The 20,184-nt window shown below is 71.8% G+C and carries 19 protein-coding genes; 8 read left to right on the top strand and 11 right to left on the bottom strand.

Going from position 1 to position 20,184, the window contains the following annotated elements; genetic code table 11:
* Positions 1 to 3 precede the first annotated feature (3 nt).
* From IEZ20_RS22930 to IEZ20_RS22910, 5 genes are all read right to left on the bottom strand, one after another.
* On the bottom strand, positions 4 to 3,303 hold the full coding sequence (locus IEZ20_RS22930; protein ID WP_189301771.1) for a S8 family peptidase: 3,300 nt from the start codon (positions 3,301 to 3,303) through the stop codon (positions 4 to 6).
* A gap of 242 nt (positions 3,304 to 3,545) precedes the next feature.
* The gene (locus tag IEZ20_RS22925; RefSeq protein ID WP_189301769.1) at positions 3,546 to 4,229 is read right to left on the bottom strand and encodes an ABC transporter ATP-binding protein; all 684 of its coding nucleotides are present in this window, start codon (positions 4,227 to 4,229) and stop codon (positions 3,546 to 3,548) included.
* A 123-nt stretch (positions 4,230 to 4,352) separates the two neighbouring features.
* Positions 4,353 to 5,798 (bottom strand): ABC transporter permease, encoded by a 1,446-nt coding sequence (locus IEZ20_RS22920; protein ID WP_189301767.1) that lies wholly within the window; start codon positions 5,796 to 5,798, stop codon positions 4,353 to 4,355.
* 132 nt (positions 5,799 to 5,930) lie between these two features.
* Positions 5,931 to 7,172, bottom strand: a complete 1,242-nt coding sequence (locus tag IEZ20_RS22915; protein ID WP_189301765.1) for a L,D-transpeptidase — start codon at positions 7,170 to 7,172, stop codon at positions 5,931 to 5,933.
* A gap of 226 nt (positions 7,173 to 7,398) precedes the next feature.
* A complete protein-coding gene (locus IEZ20_RS22910; RefSeq protein ID WP_229896217.1) occupies positions 7,399 to 7,695 on the bottom strand; it encodes a hypothetical protein in 297 nt (98 codons plus the stop codon).
* Between the two features lie 158 nt (positions 7,696 to 7,853).
* On the opposite strand from IEZ20_RS22910, the gene IEZ20_RS22905 reads away from it, so the two are divergent.
* Both IEZ20_RS22905 and IEZ20_RS22900 read left to right on the top strand, forming a co-directional pair.
* On the top strand, positions 7,854 to 8,186 hold the full coding sequence (locus tag IEZ20_RS22905; protein WP_189301762.1) for a hypothetical protein: 333 nt from the start codon (positions 7,854 to 7,856) through the stop codon (positions 8,184 to 8,186).
* A 42-nt stretch (positions 8,187 to 8,228) separates the two neighbouring features.
* Entirely contained in the window at positions 8,229 to 9,023 is a 795-nt protein-coding gene (locus tag IEZ20_RS22900; protein ID WP_229896216.1) for a hypothetical protein, read from the top strand.
* A gap of 66 nt (positions 9,024 to 9,089) precedes the next feature.
* Here the strand turns inward: IEZ20_RS22900 and hutH are convergent, their stop codons facing one another.
* The 3 genes from hutH to IEZ20_RS22885 form a co-directional block, all read right to left on the bottom strand.
* Positions 9,090 to 10,628, bottom strand: coding sequence for a histidine ammonia-lyase (gene hutH, locus IEZ20_RS22895; protein ID WP_189302225.1), 1,539 nt, complete (start codon positions 10,626 to 10,628; stop codon positions 9,090 to 9,092).
* A gap of 88 nt (positions 10,629 to 10,716) precedes the next feature.
* The gene (locus tag IEZ20_RS22890) at positions 10,717 to 11,859 is read right to left on the bottom strand and encodes a GGDEF domain-containing protein (RefSeq protein WP_189301759.1); all 1,143 of its coding nucleotides are present in this window, start codon (positions 11,857 to 11,859) and stop codon (positions 10,717 to 10,719) included.
* A gap of 154 nt (positions 11,860 to 12,013) precedes the next feature.
* Positions 12,014 to 12,808, bottom strand: coding sequence for an enoyl-CoA hydratase/isomerase family protein (locus IEZ20_RS22885; RefSeq protein ID WP_189301757.1), 795 nt, complete (start codon positions 12,806 to 12,808; stop codon positions 12,014 to 12,016).
* Positions 12,809 to 13,007: 199 nt separating this feature from the next.
* Here IEZ20_RS22885 and IEZ20_RS22880 point away from each other — a divergent pair, with 199 nt between their 5' ends.
* Entirely contained in the window at positions 13,008 to 13,601 is a 594-nt protein-coding gene (locus IEZ20_RS22880; RefSeq protein ID WP_229896215.1) for a hypothetical protein, read from the top strand.
* 121 nt (positions 13,602 to 13,722) lie between these two features.
* Here IEZ20_RS22880 and IEZ20_RS22875 read toward each other — a convergent pair whose 3' ends face one another.
* Together IEZ20_RS22875 and IEZ20_RS22870 are read right to left on the bottom strand one after the other, a co-directional pair.
* Positions 13,723 to 14,850: an adenylate/guanylate cyclase domain-containing protein gene (locus tag IEZ20_RS22875; protein WP_189301755.1), complete on the bottom strand. Its 1,128-nt coding sequence runs from the start codon at positions 14,848 to 14,850 to the stop codon at positions 13,723 to 13,725.
* A 285-nt stretch (positions 14,851 to 15,135) separates the two neighbouring features.
* A complete protein-coding gene (locus tag IEZ20_RS22870) occupies positions 15,136 to 15,996 on the bottom strand; it encodes a biotin--[acetyl-CoA-carboxylase] ligase (RefSeq protein WP_189301753.1) in 861 nt (286 codons plus the stop codon).
* 110 nt (positions 15,997 to 16,106) lie between these two features.
* Here IEZ20_RS22870 and IEZ20_RS22865 point away from each other — a divergent pair, with 110 nt between their 5' ends.
* The 4 genes from IEZ20_RS22865 to IEZ20_RS22855 all read left to right on the top strand — a co-directional run bounded on the left by IEZ20_RS22865 (position 16,107) and on the right by IEZ20_RS22855 (position 18,865).
* A complete protein-coding gene (locus IEZ20_RS22865) occupies positions 16,107 to 17,720 on the top strand; it encodes an acyl-CoA carboxylase subunit beta (protein ID WP_189301751.1) in 1,614 nt (537 codons plus the stop codon).
* A gap of 24 nt (positions 17,721 to 17,744) precedes the next feature.
* On the top strand, positions 17,745 to 17,954 hold the full coding sequence (locus IEZ20_RS22860; protein ID WP_189301749.1) for an acyl-CoA carboxylase epsilon subunit: 210 nt from the start codon (positions 17,745 to 17,747) through the stop codon (positions 17,952 to 17,954).
* A 132-nt stretch (positions 17,955 to 18,086) separates the two neighbouring features.
* A complete protein-coding gene (gene mmpB / locus IEZ20_RS40445) occupies positions 18,087 to 18,215 on the top strand; it encodes a morphogenic membrane protein MmpB (protein ID WP_256464680.1) in 129 nt (42 codons plus the stop codon).
* Positions 18,216 to 18,247: 32 nt separating this feature from the next.
* Entirely contained in the window at positions 18,248 to 18,865 is a 618-nt protein-coding gene (locus IEZ20_RS22855; protein WP_189301746.1) for a Maf family protein, read from the top strand.
* Here IEZ20_RS22855 and IEZ20_RS22850 read toward each other — a convergent pair.
* Positions 18,837 to 19,409 (bottom strand): hypothetical protein, encoded by a 573-nt coding sequence (locus IEZ20_RS22850; RefSeq protein WP_229896214.1) that lies wholly within the window; start codon positions 19,407 to 19,409, stop codon positions 18,837 to 18,839. The genes IEZ20_RS22855 and IEZ20_RS22850 overlap by 29 nt on opposite strands.
* Before the next feature lie 378 nt (positions 19,410 to 19,787).
* On the opposite strand from IEZ20_RS22850, the gene IEZ20_RS22845 reads away from it, so the two are divergent.
* The coding region (locus IEZ20_RS22845) for a biotin carboxylase N-terminal domain-containing protein (RefSeq protein WP_308434683.1) at positions 19,788 to 20,184 on the top strand (397 nt) is incomplete at its 3' end.

Raw genomic sequence — 20,184 nt, 5'->3', positions numbered from 1 at the left:
GGCCTACTTGCCGAAGTACGCGTTGTAGATCGTGATCTCCGACGTGTTGCCCTTCTTGTCGGTGATCTTGGCGCGGAACGAGATCGCCTTGTTCTTCGCCGGGTTCTTGACGGTGATCTTGCCGTTCTTGACGGTGACCTTCTTGAAGTTCTTGCCGTCGTAGGAGACGTAGACGGCGAGGGACTTCAGGTTGCGGCCCGCGGCCGAGCCCTCGACGGTGACCGGGAAGGTGACCGTCCTGCCGGCCGTGACCCGGCTGTCGAGGCCGGTCGTGGCGCCGAAGTGCAGCGCGGAGGCGGGCAGCTGGGTGAAGTCGGCCGGCTTCTTGGAGCGGAAGGTCCAGGCCGCGTCGATGCGCGTCGAGGCCTCCGCCACCTTCGCGGACCGCTTGACCGAGGTGGTCAGCCGGTACGCCGCGTCACCGGCCGGGACCTTGAAGGTCTTCCCGCCGAACAGCGGGTCGCTGTTGGAGCCGACCTTGGTGCCGTTGCGGTACAGGGTGGTGTTCGCCGAGGTGAACTGCGAGTACCCGGCGTGCTTGCCGGAGTCGGCGAACAGCGGCAGCGAACCGAAGATCTCGTTGCCGTCCCGGAAGAGACCGAGGCCCGTGCCCACGTGCGGGCCGAAGACCGCGGTGTTGACCGTCCTGGTGTAGGTCCGGCCGGCCTTGAAGGCGGACTGGCCGAGGGTGTAGCCGGCCTCGGTGACCGGGAAGCCGTCCTGGTCGACGCCGCCGTCCTGCTCGAACTCCAGCTGCCACTGCGCGCCACCGGTGGCGGACAGGTGCAGGGTGCGGGTGCCGGGCAGGTTCTGCGGGATGCTGATGGAGGAACCGCTGGAGCTGCCGGGCAGCCAGCCCACCGCGCCGATCGAGCCCTTCTTGCCCTTGGCCGCGGCGCCGAGCCGGGCCTTCACCGTGGCCAGGTCGCTCGCCTTGTAGTGCTTGGTGTAGCCGGTGGCGAGCTGCTTGACGGCGCCGCCGGAGGTGACGTCGTACTGCTCGGTCGCGCCCTTGGTCCAGTGGCCGTCCCACTGCTGGCGCAGCGAGCCGGCGGGCAGCTGCGGGCCCAGGTGGGCGGTGCGGAAGTTCTTGTACGTGTCCAGGAACCAGCCGTAGCCGTACTGGCCGTCCCCGAGCGTGACGTCGAACTCGGGCGAGGCGAACCGCGACTTCACGCCCGTGGCCGGGACGGTGATGTCCACCGGCTTGGCCTTGCGCGCGTCGATGGTGATCGTCTGCTTCTTGCCGACGGTCAGCTTCGGCTGCGCGATCCAGTCGATGCCCTTGGTGGCGTCCTGCGGGTCCGCGTAGACGGAGGTGTTGAGGATGTACGTGCCCTTGGGCGCGCGCACCTTCACCGTGCCGGACTTGTCGTACGGGTTCAGCCAGATACCGCCGGCCAGGCCCGCGACGCCGCTGAGGTCGGCGCCGTAGTTCGGGGTGGGCCTGCCGTCACGGCCGATGAACTTCAGGGTGAGGTCGTACGACTCCACCTCGCGCTGCACCGCGGCGGCCGTGCGGACGGTCTGGCCGTCACCCGTCGCCGTCACGTACGCGGAGTAGGCGCCGTCGACGGTGCCGCCCAGCTTGGTGTCGACGGTGAGGTCGACCGCGGCGCTGCCGTGCGCCGGGACGGTCACCTTCGTCGCGCCGAGCTTGAAGAAGCCCGTCGGGGCAGCCGCGCCCTTGGGGTTGGTGGCGGTGCTGCTCAGGGTGAGCGTGACGTCCTTGTCGCCGAGGTTGCGGTACGTCAGCTTCTTGGTGGCCGGCTTGTCGTCGGTGTGCGGCCACTGCTGCACGCCGAAGCTCACGGACACCGGGTCGGCGACGATCGACTGCTTGATGGCCTTGTCGACCTGGATGCGGCCCGAGCCCTGCTGGAACGGGGTGTACTTGCCGCCCTTGGTGGAGCCGGTCAGGGCGCCCTTCAGCTCGGCGTACCCCCAGTCGGGGTGCTCCTGCTTGAGGATGGCGGCGGCTCCCGCGACGTGCGGGGTGGCCATCGAGGTGCCGGAGATGGTCAGGTAGCCCTCGGGCTTCTCGCCGACCTCCTGGTCGATGACGCTGCCCTTGGCCGCCGCGGCGGTGATGTCCACGCCGGGCGCGGTGACGTCCGGCTTGATGGCGCCGTCGCCGGTGCGCGGGCCGGTGGAGGAGAAGTCCGCGAGCTTGTCCTTCTTGTCGACGGCGCCGACGGTGAGCGCGGCGTCCGCGCTGCCCGGGGAGCCGATCGACTGGGGGCCGTCGTTGCCCGCGGCGATCGCGAACAGGACGCCCTTCTCGGCGGAGAGCTTGTTGACCTCGGCTTCGAGCGGGTCGACCTCGGGGGTGTCGTAGCCGCCGAGGCTGAGGTTGATGACGTCGGCGCCCTGCGCGGCCGCCCACTCCATGCCGGCGAGGATGCCGGAGTCGTCACCGGAGCCGGAGTCGTCCAGGACCTTGCCGTTGAGGAGCTTGGCGTCGGGGGCCACACCCTTGTACTTGCCGCCCGACTTGGCGCCGGTGCCCGCCACGATGGAGGCGACGTGCGTGCCGTGCCCGAAGTGGTCGGTGGCGTCGGCGGCGGCGGTGAAGTTCTTGGACTCCAGCACCTGGTTCTTCAGGTCCGGGTGGCTGGTGTCGACGCCGGTGTCCAGGACCGCGACCTTGACGCCCTTGCCGGTGTAGCCGGCGGCCCAGGCGGTGGGAGCGCCGATCTGCGGCACGGACTGGTCGAGCGAGGCCTTGCGGACGCCGTCGAGCCAGACGTGCGCGATGCCGGAGGCGGTCCTGTCGCCGTTGGTGACGGCGTCCCACAGCTCGGCGGTGGCCTTGGCCGGGGTCTGCACGGCGTCCGCGTTGAGCGCCTTCAGGCTGCGGCGCAGGGTGCCCGCGTCCCGGACGTCGGCCTTGGCGGCGGTGGCGGCGCCGCGGTAGCCGACGATGACCTTCAGGCCGTTCTTCTGGGCCTTGCGGGTGGCGGCCTTGTTCAGCTCGGTGACGTCGAACAGGCGCTGGTCCAGCGTGCCGGAGGCGACCAGGCGGGCCGCGTCGGCCGGGACGACCAGGGTGTGTCCGGCGGCCTTGCGAACCTGGAAGGGTATGTGCTCGCGCCCCTTGGCCCGCTCCAGGCCGACGATGCGGCCCTTGGCGTCGAGGGCGACTCGGTCACCGGTGATCAGGGTGACGTGGTGCCGGGCGGTGCCCTTCGGGGCTGCGGCCACCGAGGCACCTGCGGGCTTCGCCGACGCGGGGCTGGTCATACCCGCTGCGAGGGCGACCGCTGCGGCCGTTGCCACGGTGGCTGCAGCTGCTCTTTTCACTTGTCTGCGCAAGTTCTCCCCCTGGAGATGGAGTACCGGGCGAATTCGCCGTTCACCCGGCCGGGGGTGGACTCGCATGTATGAACGCCAACCCCCCGGATCACGCAGTATGCCGGGGGGTGATCAGACGGCTCAATAGATGAGAGGAGGGTGAGAAAGCGCGTACGGAAACTGTTACGCGGCGGCCGGAACACCGTTACAGAACCGCGAAGTGCTCTGTGGGACCACGGTGTTATACGCCGTCAGGTCCCCGCGTTCTCCTTCACGGTGATCCTGCCCTTGCGCAGGGTGGCCAGGCGCGGGGCCTTCTTCGCCAGCGCGGAGTCGTGGGTGACCATGACGAAGGTCAGCCCGTGTTCCTTCCACAGGCGTTCCAGTACGTCCATGATCTCGTCCCGCATGCCCTCGTCCAGGTTGCCGGTCGGCTCGTCGGCCAGCAGCACCTTGGGCTTCTTCACCACGGCCCGGGCGATGGCGACGCGCTGCTGCTGTCCGCCGGACATCTCGCCGGGGAGATGACCGAGGCGTTCGCCGAGACCGACCGACCGGAGTGCCTCGGCGGCCAGTTCCCGCCGTTCCCTCGCCTTGACGCCGAGGGGTACGAGGGCGGTTTCCACGTTCTCCTGGGCGGTGAGGGTGGGGATGAGGTTGAACGACTGGAAGACGAAGCCGATGTTCTCGCTGCGGAATTTCGTCAGCCGTGCTTCGGTCAGCGTGGCCAGATCCGTGCCGTCGAGGACGACTTCACCGGAGGTCGGGCGGTCGAGGGCGCCGAGCATCTGCAGAAGGGTGGATTTGCCGCCGCCGGTGGGGCCCTGGATGACGAGCCTGTCTCCGTCGGCGATGGTGAGGTCGATCCCGTCGAGGGCGTGGACGGTTTCCTTGCCCCGGGTGTAGCGCTTGGTGACGTTTCTCAGTTCGTACATGGTGGCTCCGCGATCTGTTCGGGGTGGGCGCGCGCTCGTGTTCGGCCGCCGGTCCGTGGGGGCTGGGCGCGCGGTTCCCCGCGCCCCTTGGCCGGGCCGGACGGCCTTCACCGGTGGACCGGGCTACTCCACCCGCCTCAGCGCGTCCGCCGGGCGCAGCCGGGACGCCCGCCAGCCGCCGAACGCGCCCGCGATCAGGCCGCCCGCCACCGCGAGGCCCACCGCGAGGACGATCGTCGTCACGCTCACCGGGGCCGTGAGGGCCACTTCCAGGGTCTTCGCCGTCCGACGGCCGGGCCCGCCCGGGAGGCCACCGCCGCCACCGCCGCCGAAGCCGCCGCCCGTGCCGCCGCCCAGCTGGGCCTGGAGGCTGGGGCTGATCGCCGTGACGGCGTAGGCGCCCGCCAGTCCGAGGGCGATGCCGAGGACGCCGCCGACCAGGCCGTTGACGACGGCCTCGCCGACCACCTGCCGGGTCACCCGGCCGGACTTCCAGCCCAGTGCCTTCAGCGTGCCGAACTCGCGGACCCGGCGGGAGACCGCCGAGGAGGTGAGCAGTCCCGCCACCAGGAACGCGGCCGCCAGCACGGCGAGGGACAGCCACGTGCCGACGTCGCTCGCGAGGGAGGAGGCGGTGGACAGGGAGCCGGAGACGGTGTCCGCGAGGTCGGCGGAGGTGGTGACCGTCGTCCCCGGGACGTTCTTCCGGATCGTCGACTTGACGCCGTCGATCTTCTGCGAGTCGGCCGCCTTGACGTAGACCGTGGTGACCTTGTTCTTCGCGTCGCCGAGGGTCTGCGCCCGCTGCAGCGGGATGTACAGGTCGGCCGCCGCGTCACCGCTGTCGGCGGTGGCGATGCCGATCACCTCGAACGTGACGCCCTTGATGGTGACGGTGGAGCCGACCTTGTACTTCTTCTGCTCGGCGTAGGCGGAGTCCGCCACGGCGACCTTCGCGTTGGTCTCCGTCGCCTTGAAGGTACGGCCGCTGGTGATCTTCGAGGAGGTCAGCGGGCCCAGCGCCGGCTCGGTGACGTCGGTGCCGTAGACGGAGTAGGTGTTGACGTCGAAGTCGGCGCCGCCGCCCTTCACCTCGCCCTGCGGCCGGCCGTCCCCGCCGCGCTGGAACCCGCCGCCGCCCTCGCTCTGCTGGAATTGGCCGCGCGTGAACTGGCCGCTGACCTTGAGGACCTGAAGGCTCAGTCCGCCGACCGCGCCGGAGACCCCGGACTGCGAGCCGACCTCGGTGACCGTGGAGGCCGGCAGCGTCTGGAAGCCCTGCACCATGACCCGGTCGCTGCTCTGCTCGGAGTCGTCGTCGCCCTGCGCGTCGAACCGGAAGCGGGGCCGCTGGGCGTCGCCGGTGGACGCCGACGCCGCCTTGGTGACCGTCATGTCCGTCCCCAGCCCGTACAGCGACTGGAGGACCTTGTCCTGGGCCCGGCTCATGCCGTTGGACACGGAGTCGACCACGATGACCAGGGCGATGCCCAGTGCGAGCCCGGAGGCGACGACGAGGGCCGCCTTTCTGCGGCGGCGCAGTTCGCGCCTCAGGTAGGTGAAGAACATGGCCGCAAGCTAGGGACGGACCGTGATGCCACCATAAGGCCGGCATAAGAGGAGCATGAGAAGGCCGCGGCCGGGCCCGAAAACACCGGTGCCGCCCCTGAGGGCGGCACCGGAGCTGTGGTCGACGCTGTGTCAGACGGCCGAGCCGGCCTTCCACTGCGCCCAGTCCATGTTCCAGCCGTTGAGGCCGTTGTCCGGGGAGACGGTCTTGTCGCCGGTGTTCTGGACGACGACGACGTCACCGATCAGCGAGTTGTTGTAGAACCAGGCCGCCGGCGTGCTGGGGTCGTTCGCGCCCTTCTTGTCCTGCAGGCCCACGCAGCCGTGGCTGGTGTTGACGTTGCCGAACACCGAGGGGGCGCCCCAGTAGTTGCCGTGGATGAAGGTGCCGGAGGTGGTCAGGCGCATGGCGTGCGGCACGTCCTTGATGTCGTACTCGCCCTTGCCGTCGTCGTCGGTGAAGCCGACCGTCGCGCCGTTCATCCGGGTCTCCTTGAACTTCTCGGAGATCACCATCCGGCCTTCGTACGTCTTGTTGTCGGGCGAGCCGGCGGAGATGGGGATGGTCTTGACGACCTTGCCGTCGTGCGTGATCTTCATCTGCTTGGTCTTCGCGTCGACGTAGGAGACCTGGTTGCGGCCGATGTGGAAGGTGACCGTCTTCTGCTGGACGCCGTAGACGCCGCTGGCGCCCTGGACGCCGTCGAGCGCGAGCTTCAGGGTGACGGTGGAGCCCTCCTTCCAGTACTCCTCCGGGCGGCAGTCCATGCGGTTGGCGTTGAACCAGTGGCAGGCGACCTCCTGGCCGCTGCTGGAGCTGACCGTGATGCCCTTCTGCACGGCGGCCTTGTTGGTGATCGCCTTGTCGAAGTTGATCGACACCGGCATGCCGACGCCGACCGTCGAGCCGTTGTCCGGGGTGAAGCTGCCGATGAAGCTGTTGGCCGGGGAGACCGTGGTGAAGGAGGCGTTCTCGTGGGCTATGCGGCCCTCGGAGTCCTTGGCCTCGGCGGCGAGCTTGTAGGTGGTGGAGCGCTCCAGCTGGACGCTGGGCTTCCAGCTCTTCTTGTCGGCGGACAGCTGGCCGGCGACGGTCTTGCCGTCCTGGGTCGTCATCGTGACACCGGTGAGGGTGCCCTTGGCCACGGTGACGGCGGCGGAGTTGTTGATCGAGGCGTTGTTGGAGCCGTCCTTGGGCGTGATCGTGATCTGCGCCTCGGACGACTTCTTGGCCGCCGCCTCGTCGACCTTGGCCTGCGAGGTGTCGCCGCCGGAGGCCTTGTCGTCGCCGCCGGAACACGCCGTGAGCACCAGCACACCGCCGAGCAGAGCGGACGCGGCCGCCAGGCCCCTGCGCCGCATACTGTCCGTCATCACAAGCTTCTCCATCGTTGCCGAGTCGCGATAACCCCGAGAGTCCCCGTCAAGAACCTTCAACGCTACGGCCGCCCCTCCCCGTTCCACAGACCGCGGGTCTGTGGGGCATCCCACGTCCGCGCGGCGCGGTCGCGGGCGGTGCGGGTTCCGGTCCGTGCGCCCCCTGGGACGACGAAACCCCGGACGGCGGTTGCCGTCCGGGGTCATGGGTGCCCCGCGACGCTCAGCCGATGCCGTCCTCTTCCTCGTCGTCCGCCCCATCATCCTCGCCCAGGTCCCACTCGGGCGAATCGGGGTCGAAGTCGATCCGCTCGCTGGACCAGGAGGCCTGCTGGAGTTCCACCCCGGGCACCCCGTCGACCAGGTCGAACGGGTCCACGAGATAGGCCAGGGCCTCCGCGGTGTCCTCCGTCACAGCGCTCTCGGCGTGGGTCCGTTCCGCCTCGGGCAGCTCGGGGTCCTCGGCGACCCGGCGCAGCGCGGCCTTGGTCACCTCGTCGTCGTCCTGCACTTCCAGCACCAGCTCCACGCGAAGCCGTACAAAACGTGATGTGTCTTCTGCACTCATGGCGGGAGCGTACGGCCGAAACCTCCCGTGACTTTCCTGTGACCCGCGCCTTTCACTAACATCGCCCCACACGGCCAATTCGCCAGCGTCACAAGGGGGATCGATATTCCGTGTCATCCGCTCGCCGTCCGCTGCTGACCGCCACCGCCGCGGGCACCCTGCTCTGCGCGCTGTGGTTCGTCCCGTCCGCGAACGCCTCGCAGGACGCCCCGGCGAGAGAGGCGGCGACCGACTCCGTCCCGACCCGGGTCACACAGGTGACGCAAGCAAGAGCGGTGACGGCTGCGGCCACCGAGACCGTGGACCGGGCGGCGCAGGAGACCGAGCTGGCCGACACGGGGGCCTTCGACACCACCCCGTACGTCATCGGCGGCAGCCTCTTCCTCGCCGTGGGCGCCGGGTTCGTGGTGTATTCGGTACGTCGGGAACGTCTGGGTTTTTAATCTGTCTTGACGAACCCTTGACAGCGGACACATAGTTCGCCCATGAAGAGATCATCGGGCGTGCGGCTGTGCGCCACCGCAGCTGTGAGCGCGCTGTCGCTCGCCCTCATCACGGGTTGTGGCAAGGGAGACGCGAAGGACTCCGGCGCCACCTCGGACAAGGACGGGGCGAAGCCTGCCGCGAAGGCGCTGGGCGCCGCGGAGTTGAAGAAGCTGATCATCACCCAGGGCGACGTGCCCGGGCAGAAGGTCGGCGCGGTCGAGGGCGGGGTCCCCGACGCGGACAAGGTGAAGGCCGACAACGCCCAGTGCGACCCCGTGCTGCGCGCGTTCACCGGCATCGCGCCCGGCTCCCCGGCGGCCAACACCAGCAAGATGGCCACCGAGGACAAGAAGGACCCCACGGACGACGCCACCTCCATGGGCGACCTGGAGAGCGGCAAGTTCGAGGACGCGATCAACAAGTCCATGGACCTCGACGTCACCGTGGTCACCCTGGCCTCGTACGACGGCGACGGCGCCGAGCAGGGCCTGAAGTCGGTCTCCGACGCGGTCAAGGCCTGCGCGGGCGGCTTCTCCGGCGAGCAGGACGGCGAGAAGGGCAAGTTCACCAAGGTCTCCGAGGAGAAGTCCTCCGGCACCGGTGACGCGTCCGTCGCCTTCACCGCGGTCGACGACGCGGGCAAGGACGGCTCCCTGCCGCTGCACGCCGAGGTCGTGCGGCACGGGAACAACCTGGCCGTGTACACGACGATCAACATCGGCGCGATGATGAGCAAGAAGGCCTACACGGTCTCCGCTCCGGTCGTGAAGGCGCAGGCCGCCAAGCTGAAGTGACGTTTCGTCCGTGAACGTGGAGGGGCCCCGGCGACTGCCGGGGCCCCTGCGTGCTTCACGGGCGGTTCACCGGAGCGGACCGGTGACCTTCTCCACGGCCGCCACGAGGTCGCCGCCGCGCACGAACGCGTCGGCGGCGGCCAGGTCCGGGGCCAGGAACCGGTCCGGGCCCGGGCCCTGTACGCCCGCGGCCCGTACGGCCTCGATGACCGCCTGGCTGGCGGGCGCCGGGGTGAGGCCCTCGCGCAGTTCGATCGCCCGGGTGGCCGCGTACAGCTCGATGGCGACGATCCGGGTGAGGTTGTCGACGGCGGTGCGCAGCTTGCGCGCGGCCGACCAGCCCATGGAGACGTGGTCCTCCTGCATGGCGGAGGACGGGATGGAGTCCGCGGAGGCCGGTACGGCGAGCCGCTTCATCTCGCTGACCAGCGCGGCCTGCGTGTACTGGGCGATCATCAGGCCGGAGTCCACGCCCGCGTCGTCGGCGAGGAAGGGCGGGAGCCCGTGGCTGCGGTTCTTGTCCAGCAGCCGGTCGGTGCGGCGCTCGGCGATGGAGCCGAGGTCGGCGGCGGCGATGGCGAGGAAGTCCAGGACGTAGGCCACGGGCGCGCCGTGGAAGTTGCCGTTGGACTCCACGCGGCCGTCGGGCAGAACCACCGGGTTGTCGACGGCGGAGGCCAGTTCCCGCTCGGCGACCAGGCGGGCGTGCGCGAGGGTGTCGCGGCCGGCGCCGGCGACCTGCGGCGCGCAGCGCACGGAGTAGGCGTCCTGGACGCGCGGCGCGTCGTCCTGGTGGTGCCCGGTGAGCTGTGAACCCTTCAGGACGGCCAGCATGTTGGCGGCGGAGGCGCCCTGGCCCGGGTGGGGCCGGATGGCGTGCAGCTCGGGTGCGAGGACCTTGTCCGTGCCGAGCAGCGCCTCCAGGCTGAGGGCGGCGGTGACGTCGGCGGACTTGTACAGGGTGTCCAGGTCGGCGAGGGCCATCACCAGCATGCCGAGCATGCCGTCGGTGCCGTTGAGGAGGGCGAGACCCTCCTTCTCGCGCAGCTCGACGGGGGCGATCCCGTGCTCGGCGAGCAGCTCGCCGGCGGGCCGGACGACACCGTCGGGGCCCTCGGCGTCCCCCTCCCCCATGAGGGTGAGGGCGCAGTGGGAGAGCGGGGCCAGGTCGCCGGAGCAGCCGAGCGAGCCGTACTCGTGCACCACCGGGGTGATCCCGGCGTTCAGCACGTCGGCCATGGTCTGCGCGACCTCGGGCCGCACACCGGTGTGCCCGGAGCAGACGGTCTTCAGCCGCAGGAACATCAGGGCCCGGACGACCTCGCGCTCCACGCGCGGCCCCATGCCGGCGGCGTGCGAGCGGACGATGTTGCGCTGCAGCTGGGCGCGGAGTTCCTGGCTGATGTGCCGGGTCGCCAGGGCGCCGAAGCCGGTGGAGACGCCGTAGACCGGGTCCGGCTTGGCCGCCAGCGCGTCCACGATCTCCCGGGCCGCCGCGAGGGCCGCCACCGCCTCAGCCGACAGTTCGATGCGGGCACCGCCGCGCGCCACGGCGAGAACGTCGGACGCCGTGACACCGGACGTCCCCACCACCACAGTGTGCATATCCATATTCAGGAGCGTACGCATTGAATGCGAGGATGTCACTAGTGGGGACCGGGGGTGACCCTTACCGTCCGGTGTGGGCTTCGCCTCACGGCCGGCGCCCGCGGAACCGCCGCCGCTCGGCCCGCGAGGGCGGCGGCTCGTCGGCCAGCCGTACGACCGGGTCGTCCGGCCCCTCCCGGCCGGCCACCACCGGCCGATCCAGGCGCATCGCCTTCGCCCGGTACTGGGCGGCGTCCGCGAGCCGGAACAGCCGGCGGGCGTCGCGCACCTCGCCGATCGGGTCCTCGGTCGAGGCGACCCCGCACGCGACGCCCTCCCCCGGCTCCAGCTCCCCGGCCCGCCGGCACAGCTCGTCCGCGGCCTTCACCACCTCGTCGGCGGGCGGCCCGACCGCGAGCAGACAGAACTCGTCCCCGCCGAGCCGGGCGGCCAGCGCGCCCGGCACCATCGCGCCGCACAGCGACAGCACCGAACCGAAGCGTTCGAGGAGGCGGTCGCCGACGGCGTGCCCCAGGGTGTCGTTGACCCGCTTGAGCCCGTTCAGATCGCACACGACGAGACTGACGACCACGCCCTCGGCGCGGTGCCGTTCCACCGCCTCGCCCAGGCGCACGTCCACGGCCCGGCGGTTGGCGAGTCCGGTCAGGGCGTCGGTGTACGCGAGCCGGCGGGCCTCCTCCAGCCGCTCGGTCTGCGCGATGCCCGCGGCGACGACGGCGGCGAGCACGGTGGCGAAGTCGGCGTCGGCCCGCGCGAAGAGCGGCTCGCCGACCGCACGCGCCACGTACAGCTCGCCCCAGGCCCGGCCGTGCAGGACGACGGGGGCGACGACGCAGCAGCCGCGGCCCCGGCGGCGCAGGGCGGCGACGCGCTGGTGGAAGTAGCCGGGGGTGCCCTTCGCCGTACCCGCGGCCGTCTCCACCCAGGCGTTGGGACCCCCGCCGCCGGCCCACCGCTCGTGCAGGAACTCGGTGATCTCCGGGAACTGGTGCACCGGGTAGGTCTCCGACTCGGGGAACTCCTCCTCGTCCGGGGCGCGGTCCCCGACGTTCGCCAGGACGCGCAGCCGGCCCAGCTCCCGCTCCCACACCGACAGCGCGGCGAAGCTGCCGTCCAGCGCGCGGCAGGCGCCTCGGGCGGCGGCCTGCCAGCACTCCCGCGGGGTGTGCGCCGCCGCCATGCCCTGCGCCAGCGCCACGACTGCGGCTAGCCGCTTGTCCTCAGCCATTACTCCAGGTTAGGGAGGAATGTGCCGGTACGGGGCATTGGTGCGGCGATCAGGTGGCGGGTTCCGGCGCGTCCCCGGGTGCGGGTGCAGGGTGCCGGCCACGCGGCTGACCGCGCCCCCGGGGCACTCGCACCGGGCCACGGCGCACGGTGCCCTACTCCCCCGGCCACTGCGGCTTGCGCTTCTCGTTGAACGCGGCGACACCCTCCGCCCGGTCCCCGGAGAACGCCACCGACCGCCACGCCGCGTCCTCGACCTCGAGGCCGGCCCGGAGGTCCAGGCCGTGCCCCAGCCGCAGGGCCCGCTTGGCGGCGCGCAGGCCCACCGGCGAGTTCGCCGCGATCCGCTCAGCGAGCGCCAGCGCCTCCTCGCGGTCGCGGCCGGCGTCCACCACCCGGTCCACCAGACCCAGCTCGGCCGCCTCCGCGGCCTCCACCCGCCGCGCCGAGAAGACCAGCTCGGCCGCGCGCGCCGCGCCGACCCGCCGGGGCAGCAGCTGGGTACCGCCGCCGCCCGGGATGACGCCCACGGAGACCTCCGGCAGCCCCACCACGGCCGTACCGTCGGCCACGATCAGGTCGCAGGACAGCGCCAGCTCGAACCCGCCGCCCAGCGCGAAGCCGTGCACGGCCGCGATCGTCGGCATCGGCAGCTCCAGCACCCCGGTGTAGGCGGCCCGCGCCACCGGCCGCTGCCGTACCAGGTCGGCGTCGGTGAAGGAGTTCCGCTCCTTCAGGTCCGCGCCCACACAGAACGCCCGCTCGTGCGACGAGGTGAGCACGACCACCCGGGCGTCCCGGTCGCCGGCCAGCGCGGAACACGCGCCCGCGAGGGAGCGGGCCATCTCCGTGGAGACGGCGTTCATCGCCTTGGGCCGGTCCAGCACCAGCTCCGCGACGTACCCGTGCCGCCGCACCAGCACGAACTCCCCGAACCGCTCCTCGCTCATGACACCCCTCCGGTTAACGCGGGTTAACTGACCGTCGGCCCGATCATCGCAGCCGCACCCCGTCCCGGGAAGCCCGGGGGTCTACGCCCGTTCGCCCGTTCGAGTGACAACCCGACCGTCTCCCCGCACATCGCCCACAGGAGCGCATAGCGTGCGCTCCGCCACGGCGCGCCCCCGGCGCGCGGCGGGGAGGGAACCCATGACACCGATACCTGCACGGTCCGGCGCGGAGCAGCACCCCGCGCCGGAGCGCACGCCGGGAGGACGGCGCGGGCGGCACCGCAAGCCCCGTCCCCGCAAGGTGCTGTTCGCGGCCGGCGGCCTGGCCCTGGCCGCCGGGGTGCTCGGTCTGGTCCGGGTCACCCCGGAGCCGGGGGCCGGCGGACCCGGCACCGCGGAGGCCGAGCCCCGCCTCGAAGCGGGCGGCACGGCCCCGGACCACTCCGGGAACACCTCGGCCACCCTCGCCGCCGCCCCCACCGCGCTGCCCTCGGCGACCTCGGTCATGGGCGGCCGGAGTCTCGTGCCGGCGCCGGCCGGATCCCCGGCGGCCCGCACGGCACCGCACACGGCCCCGCCGACGCCCGGCCACAGCGCCGTACCGACGGCCGCACCGGCCGAGACCCCGGACACCCACGGCACACCGCGGCCCGGTCCCACGGCGTCCGCCCCACGCCCGGCCCCCACACCGGCCCGGACCCCCACCCCGAGCCGCACCCCGGTCGAACCGGAACCGGGCGGGGTGTGCGTCCCGGTGATCGGCCTGTGCGTGGACGTGCCCGACGGCGGCTGAGGGGGCTCCCGGATCAGCGCGGACGCGGCTGATCCGAAGGGAAACCCCCTGGGAGCGGCCGTCCGGGACCGGCGTCCAGGGCCTCTCTTTCGCGACCCCGGCATGATCCGGAAGAGAGGTCCTACGAGGGCCGGTCGTCGCGGCGCGTGAGGAGCCACGGCTCGACCACGCCGAGCCCGCGCACCGGGCGCTGCCACATCGGCTGGAGCGCGAAGCGGTAGACCGGCGGGTCCTCGCCCTCCTTCTCGGCGGCCGCCGCGGCCTCCGCGGCCTCCGCCTCCGAGGCGGGCGCCTCGCCGGTGCGGATCAGCTCCTCGGCGAAGGCACTGTCGACGAGGACGGCGTCGCGCGGGGCTATGGAGGTCAGCCGGGAGGCCAGGTTCACCGTCGTACCGAACACATCGCCCATGCGGGTGGTCACCGTGCCGAACGCCATGCCGACCCGCAGCTCCGGCATGGTCTCGTCGTTCGACAGCGTCTCCACCAGCCGCAGCGCGATGTCCGCGGCCGTGCCCGCGTCGTCCGCGGCGTACAGCACCTCGTCGCCGAGGGTCTTGATGAGCCGGCCGCCGCGCGCGGCCACCAGGTCGGCCGCGGTGGTCTCGAACGCCTCGACCAGCTCGCCGAGCTCCTCCTCCTCCATACGGCGGGTGAGCCGGGTGAAGCCGACGAGGTCGGCGAAGCCGACGGCGAGCCGACGGTCGACCATCTCCTCGTCGTCCCCGGTCTGCACGACCCGTCCGGCGGAGGCCGCGAGCTGGCGGCGCCAGACGTAGACGAGGAACTCCTCCAGCTCGGGCAGGAGCAGTTCGACGATCGGGTACGTCACCTCGGTCCGGGTCATGCCCGGCTCCGGCGGCTCGGTCAGCCCCTCCAGGAAGGAATCGATCTGCCACTCCGCCAAACGGGCGGTGGTCTGCCCGGTGGACCGGGCCACCTGCACCGCCATGGCCTCGCTGAGCAGCCCCGCCTCCACCAGACCGGCGAGGCGGCGCAGCGCCAGCACGTCGGCCTCGGTGAGGGCCTTCGCCTGCCCGATGTCCGCGAAGCCCATGGCCCGCCAGAACCGGGACGCCAGCTCCATGGAGACACCGGCGCTGCGGGCGGCCTGGAACGGGGTGTAGCGGCGCTCGGCGCCCAGGATGAGCTGTTCGAGCCGCAGGGCCAGCGGGTCCTCGCCGGTGTCGGGGGCGTGGGGGTCCACCCGGCCGTCCCCGCCAGCGCCGGAGCCCGTGTCGTCGACGGTCACGCCTGCTGCCCTTCCGATCTGCCGCGGTCAGGTATCGACCGGCCTCAACTCTACGGCAGGTGTGCGCCAGCTCACTCCGTAGGGTTCGGCCGACGGGTCGCTTCCCGGCACCGGGTACGCGGAGCGGCATCGGCGCCGACCACCCCGGGTCCGCGCCCCCGGGCCCCCGCATCGGGGCAGGTCCGGGGCGCCCCGCCGTCCCCGGCCGACGGTCCCCCGGTGGCTGGTCGCGCGGTTCCCCGCCCCCTCGCTCACCGGCAGCGGCAGCGGCAGCGCGGGCTTCCCTCAGGCCGGCCGCAGATGGACGATGTCCCCCGCCCCCACCGGCTCCTGAACCCCCTCCTCCGTGGCGATGATCAGGCGCCCGTCCCCGTCCAGCGCCACGGCCTCCCCCACCACCGCCCGGTCCCCGGGCAACTCGGCCCGCACCACGCGCCCGAGCGTCGCGCAGCCCGCCGTGTAGGTCTCCTGGAGCCCGCTCGCCGCGGGATCGCCGCCCGCCGCCCGCCAGCGCCCGTACCACTCCTCCAGCGACCGCAGCACGGCCCGCAGCAGCGGGTCCCGGTCCGTCCCCCGCGCCCCGGCCAGCGCCAGCGACCCCGCCTGCGGGACGGGAAGCTCCTCCTCCCGCAGGGTGACGTTGACGCCCACGCCGATGACGACCCCGTCGTCCCCGGCCCGCTCGGCGAGGATGCCCCCGGCCTTGCGCTCCTGGCCGCCCACGGTCACCAGCAGGTCGTTCGGCCACTTGAGCGCCGTGTCGACCCCCGCCGCCCGCGCCAGCCCGGTCGCCACCGCCACACCCGTCAGCAGCGGCAGCCACCCCCAGCGGGCCACCGGCACCTCGGCGGGCTTCAGCACCACGGAGAAGAAGAGACCCGAGCGCGGCGGTGCCGTCCAGCGGCGGTCCAGGCGCCCCCGGCCGGCCGTCTGCTCCTCCGCCACCAGCACCGCGCCCTCACCGGCCTTCCCGGCGGCGGCCAGCGCGGCGAGGTCGGAGTTGGTGGACCCGGTCCGCTGCACGACCTGGACGTCGCGGTACAGACCCCCCTCCCGGACCAGCCCGCGCCGCAGCGCCATGGCGTTCAGGGGCGGACGGTCCAGGTCGGACCAGCGGCTGTCGTCTGATGGATTCTGCGGCGTCATGCAAGCCACCCTAGGTGTGGTAAACGACGCACTGCTGATCCGCAGGCCCGCCACTACCCTACGGATGAGTAACCGTCCCCCCTTTTGAGCAGGCAGGGAGCCGCATCCCGATGTCCGAGCCGGAAGAGCGTCACGAGATCCACGAGACCGACATCCACACGACCGCGGGAAAGCTCGCGGATCTCCAGCGCCGCATCCACGAGGCGACGCACGCCGGCTCGGAGCGCGCCGTCGAGAAGCAGCACGCCAAGGGCAAGCTGACGGCCCGTGAGCGCATCGAACTCCTCCTGGACGAGGGGTCGTTCGTCGAGCTGGACGAGTTCGCCCGGCACCGGTCCACCCACTTCGGCCTGGACAAGAACCGCCCGTACGGGGACGGCGTCGTGACCGGCTACGGCACCGTCGACGGCCGCCCGGTCGCCGTCTTCTCCCAGGACTTCACCGTCTTCGGCGGCGCCCTCGGCGAGGTGTACGGCCAGAAGATCGCCAAGGTGATGGACTTCGCGCTGAAGACCGGCTGCCCGGTCATCGGCATCAACGACTCCGGCGGTGCCCGCATCCAGGAGGGCGTGGCCTCGCTCGGCGCCTACGGCGAGATCTTCCGCCGCAACACCCACGCCTCCGGTGTGATCCCGCAGATCAGCCTGGTCGTCGGCCCCTGCGCGGGCGGCGCGGTGTACTCACCGGCCATCACCGACTTCACGGTCATGGTGGACCAGACCTCGCACATGTTCATCACCGGACCGGACGTCATCAAGACCGTCACCGGCGAGGACGTCGGCTTCGAGGAGCTGGGCGGCGCCCGCACCCACAACTCCGCCTCCGGCGTGGCCCACCACATGGCCGGTGACGAGAAGGACGCCATCGAATACGTCAAGCAGCTGCTGTCGTACCTGCCGTCCAACAACCTCTCCGAGCCCCCGGTCTTCCCGGAGGAGGCGGACCTCGCCGTCAGCGACGAGGACCGCGAGCTGGACACGCTCGTCCCGGACAGCGCGAACCAGCCGTACGACATCCGCACGGTGGTCGAGCACGTCCTGGACGACGCCGAGTTCTTCGAGACGCAGGCGCTGTTCGCGCCGAACATCGTCACCGGCTTCGGCCGGGTCGAGGGCCGCCCGGTCGGTGTCGTCGCCAACCAGCCGATGCAGTTCGCCGGCTGCCTCGACATCGACGCCTCCGAGAAGGCCGCCCGCTTCGTGCGCACCTGCGACGCCTTCAACGTCCCGGTGCTGACCTTCGTGGACGTGCCCGGCTTCCTGCCCGGTGTCGACCAGGAGCACACCGGCATCATCCGCCGCGGCGCCAAGCTGATCTACGCCTACGCCGAGGCCACCGTCCCGCTGATCACCGTGATCACCCGCAAGGCCTTCGGCGGCGCCTACGACGTCATGGGCTCCAAGCACCTGGGTGCCGACCTCAACCTCGCCTGGCCCACCGCCCAGATCGCCGTGATGGGCGCCCAGGGCGCGGTCAACATCCTGCACCGCCGCACCATCGCGGAGGCGGAGGCGAACGGCGAGGACGTCGAGGCGGTGCGCGCCCGGCTGATCCAGGAGTACGAGGACACCCTCCTCAACCCCTACGTCGCGGCCGAGCGCGGCTACATCGACGCGGTGATCATGCCGTCCGACACCCGCGCGCACATCGTCCGCGGGCTGCGTCAGCTGCGCACCAAGCGGGAATCCCTGCCTCCGAAGAAGCACGGCAACATCCCCCTCTAGGCCCCGCGGACCCCGGGAGCGGTCATGAACATCAAGGTCGTACGAGGCAACCCGACTCCGGAGGAGCTGGCCGCCGCCCTGGCGGTGGTCCGCGCCCGCGCCGCGGCGGCAGCGGCGACGCCGTCCGGCGCGGAGCCCCCGAAGGACGCGTGGTCCGACCCGTCGAGGATCGCGACGGCCCGCGTCCCGGCCCCGGGCCCGGCATCCTGGACCCGGACGTACTGGCCGAGCTAGGCGGAACACAGGGGCGGCGGGCCGCATCGACGTGCGGCTCCGCCGCGTGGGCGCACAGGAGGACGGCTCAGGGCGCGAACTTGAGTACCCCTACTCAGGCGTCCCCCCCGGCCGAGGCCGCACGCTGGTGGAATGCTGTGGTCAGACCCGGAGAACGAGCCGCCGAAGGAGCTGCGCGACGCGCAGAACATGCTTCGGCGGCTCGGCTTCCTGATGGCCCTGGCCATGGTGCTGTTCATGATCGTCAGCGGTCTGAGGTGAGCCGCACGGCGCACCCTGACTAACCTGACCGCATGACTGCCACACACCGCAGGCGACTCGTGCTCGCCTCCCAGTCCCCCGCCCGGCTGGCCCTGCTCCGGCAGGCCGGTCTCACCCCCGAGGTGATCGTGAGCGGGGTCGACGAGGACGCCGTCACCGCCCCCACCCCGGCGGAGCTCGCGCTGGCCCTGGCCGAGGCCAAGGCGAGCGTCGTGGCGGCGAAGCCGGAGGTGCAGGGCGCCCTGGTGATCGGCTGTGACTCGGTGCTGGAGCTGGACGGGCAGGCGCTCGGCAAGCCGGCCGACGCCGAGGAGGCCACCGCCCGCTGGAAGAGCATGCGCGGGCGGGCCGGTGTCCTCCAGACGGGTCACTGCGTGTGGGACACGGAGGCGAAGCGGTACGTGTCGGGGACCGCGTCCACCGTCGTCCGGTTCGGCGAGCCCAGCGACGAGGAGATCGCCGCCTACGTGGCCTCCGGTGAGCCGCTGCACGTCGCCGGCGCGTTCACCCTGGACGGCCGCTCGGCGCCGTTCATCGAGGGCATCGACGGCGACCACGGCAACGTGATCGGCATCAGCCTGCCCCTGATCCGCAGGCTCCTCGCCGAACTGGGCGTCGGCATCACGGAGTTGTGGGCGCCGGAACGGTGATCTGGGCGGGGACGGAGTCCTGCGGCTCCTCGTCCCCGTCCTGCGGCTCGTCCCCGCGGCTCGTCGGCGCACCCACGCCGGCGGGCGCCGCGCCCGGCTCCGGCTCCGCGGCCGGGTCGCCCCCCTGCCTCGGCACACCACGGCCGGGCACCCCGCCGTCCACGCCACCCACACGGTCGTACGTCACCAGGAGCAGCACGATCAGTGCGAGGACGACCATCATGAACAGGAACGCCCTCCAGCCGACCGGGCCCCAGGCGAACGCGCCGAGCAGGCCGTGCACGACGGCGGCGCTGATCAGCAGGACGCGGCCGAGGCCGGCCGGGGCGCGGTCGCGGACCGCGACGAGCACGGCCACCAGCGCGCACACCGCGAAGTACAGGCCGAAGACCACTCCAGCAATCTTCGAGGTCCTCGCCATAACGTCCGGATCGAGGCCGGCCAGGGACATGCCCTGCCGGTCCACGACCATGCCGAGGAACCAGTTCAGCGCAGCGATGAAGACGGCCTCCGCCAGGAGGACGACCGCCACGACCCATGCCACCGGTCTGCGCACCACCGGGCCCACCCACTCTCACACCGACAGCCTGTTACCTCAGGTACGTTCCGGACAGCGCGAACGCTACTAACGGGTAAACCGGGGGACAAGGGTTCGTGCGGCAGCAAAGAATCGTTGGGCCATTCGTAGGGACTCGACAAAGAAACAGAGTGGGCCGCAGCACGCCCTCACAGAGACCTTGGCCACATGGCAGGGCTAGGGTTTTCCGAAGGAGTCCTGCGTACCGAGGTGCGACATGGGCTTTCGCGGGTCGAGCGAGCCTCGTATCACGCTCCGTGTGGGCAAGCTCACCACTGGGGACGGGTCGAAGTGCCGTGTCGGCAGTCCCTAAACTCGGCTTGTTTCAAGGAGGGAGCCTCAATCGTGCGCAAGGTGCTCATCGCCAACCGTGGCGAAATCGCTGTCCGCGTGGCCCGGGCCTGCCGGGACGCCGGGATCGCGAGCGTGGCCGTCTACGCCGACCCGGACCGGGACGCTCTGCATGTCCGCGCCGCGGATGAGGCGTTCGCTCTGGGCGGTGACACCCCGGCGACCAGTTACCTGGTCATCGACAAGATCCTGAACGCCGCACGCGAGTCCGGTGCGGACGCCGTCCATCCGGGTTACGGCTTCCTCTCGGAGAACGCCGACTTCGCCCAGGCGGTGCTGGACGCGGGCCTGATCTGGATCGGCCCGCCCCCGCAGGCCATCCGCGACCTGGGTGACAAGGTCGCCGCCCGGCACATCGCCCAGCGCGCCGGCGCCCCCCTGGTCGCCGGCA

It is taken from the genome of Streptomyces cinerochromogenes, from assembly GCF_014648635.1.
In the GTDB taxonomy this organism is placed as follows: Bacteria; Actinomycetota; Actinomycetes; order Streptomycetales; family Streptomycetaceae; genus Streptomyces; species Streptomyces cinerochromogenes.
Note: the sequence above shows the minus strand (reverse complement) of the source record. Positions and strands in the feature narration are given on the sequence as shown.